This window comes from Synechococcus sp. B60.1, assembly GCF_047462555.1.
In the GTDB taxonomy this organism is placed as follows: Bacteria; Cyanobacteriota; Cyanobacteriia; order Thermostichales; family Thermostichaceae; genus Thermostichus.
In genome coordinates this window covers 8,282-10,066 of the sequence record NZ_JANSJN010000007.1, presented here as the reverse complement: position 1 = coordinate 10,066, position 1,785 = coordinate 8,282, and the positions used below count along the sequence as shown (strand labels likewise).

The window sequence follows — 1,785 nt, the reverse complement described above, 5'->3', positions numbered from 1 at the left end:
TTGCCAGAGCGCATGAGCCAAACCCTGCTACAAGCTATGGGATCCCTGGTGTTGGTCTTGGGGATCCAGATGGCCCTTACCCTCAGCAGCGCTGCCCAAGCGGTAACGGTTTTGCTGGCCCTGATCGGGGGGGCTTTGCTGGGGGAGGGGATCGACCTCGAGGCTGCCTTTGAACGGCTGGGACAGGCCCTGGAAAAGCAGATCAGTCGCTGGCTAGGCCCCAGCCCTATTGCTCGCGCCTTTGTGACCACCACCCTCCTGTTTGTGGTCGGCCCCATGACCCTGCTGGGCGCCATTGAGGATGGCTTGGGGGATCCCTCCCTGCTTTTGGTCAAAGCTGCCTTGGATGGCATTGCCACCCTAGCTTTTACCGCCAGCCTGGGCTGGGGCACGCTGTTTTCCGCCCTGCCGGTGCTCTTGGTTCAGGGGGGCGTGGCCCTGCTGGCCCACCAACTGCAGCCGCTGTTGCGCCCAGACCTGCTTGCCGCCTTGGAAGCGACCGGGGGGCTCCTCATCCTGGGTATTGGCATTAACCTACTGGGCCTGGCTCGCCTGCGGGTGGCCAACTTGCTGCCGGCTTTGGTCATTGTGGAACTGCTGGTGGGATTTTTCCCCCTCTGGGATCTCAACCTCTAGGGGACTGGTGGGGAAGCTGGGGGCTGGCAGCGGCAAAGGTTACCTTGTTGATCACCCGGGGCAGCAGCCTATCTCGGGGCGCCCACCTACAGCTCAACTTTTGCCAAAGCTTCTTCCGGCCCCACCAGGGCAATAGCTGGGTTGACCAGGTAGGTTTTTGCAGCCTGCTGGAGATGGGCAGGGGTAAGCTGCCTCACGCTCTGCAAATACTGCTGGTCGAACTCCATGCCCAACCCCAAAATCTCGTACCAGCCGGCCAGTTGCGCCACTTGGGCGTTGGTCTGTTTGCTAAGGGCATATTGGCCCAAAAGCTTGCGCTGGGCCATCCCCACTTCCTCGCTGCTTAGGAGTGTGTCATGGAGGCGCTGGATCTCTGCTTGCAAGCGCTCCAGCGCCACGGGAGTGTTCTCCGCTGCCGTGCCCAGGTAAGCCACAAAAGGGGCGGGATCCCGACGGGTGGCAAAGAAGGCGGAGACCTCGTAGGCCAGGCCGCCGCGCTCCCGCAGCTCGACAAAAAGACGGCTGGACAGGCCGCTGCCTAGGTAGGTGGCCAGTAGCTTCAGGGCGGGATAATCCGCAGAAGAGGCAGGGGAGCCGCGAAAGCCAAGCACGATCGTTGTCTGCTGGGTGGGTTGGGAGAGCTTTCGCAGTTGCGGCTTCTCCAAGGAGGGCAGAGGCAGATTGGGATCGGGGGCAGGGGGGCCAGCGCTCACCCAATCTCCCAGGACAGCTTCCACTTGGGCTGCCATCGTCTCCGGTGGCTCTGGGCCAATTACCGCCATCACCATTCCCTCCGGGCGGCAGTAGGTGCTGTGGTAGGCCAGCAAATCCTCGCGGGTCAGGGATCCCACCGTCTCCAGTCGTCCCAACCCCGGCAGGGCGTAGGGGTGATCCCCATAGAGAGCCTGCCGCACCTGATCCCAGGCCAGGTTAAAGGGCCGTTCCTGCTGGGCGCGAATGGCCTGCAGCATCAGCTCCCGCTCCCGCGCCACCTCCGCCTCGGGAAAGCTGGGATCCCGGAGGATCTCCGCCAGCAACTGCAACAGCTCCGGAAAGTCCTCCGCTACACAGCGCAGGCCAACCTCGAAATGATCAGCAGCGCTGTCTACAGAAAGGGAAGCTCCCAACGATTCCACCCAAGCGGCAATA

At 62.7% G+C, this 1,785-nt stretch carries 2 protein-coding genes; one reads left to right on the top strand and one right to left on the bottom strand.

The genetic code is table 11. The annotated features are described in order from the left end of the window. The coding region (locus NW863_RS01460) for a DUF554 domain-containing protein (RefSeq protein WP_414363991.1) at window positions 1-636 on the top strand (636 nt) is incomplete at its 5' end. 86 nt (window positions 637-722) lie between these two features. On the opposite strand, the gene NW863_RS01455 is transcribed toward NW863_RS01460, so the two are convergent. Next, a partial coding sequence (locus NW863_RS01455; protein WP_414363990.1) for a M16 family metallopeptidase occupies window positions 723-1,785 on the bottom strand: 1,063 nt, incomplete at its 5' end.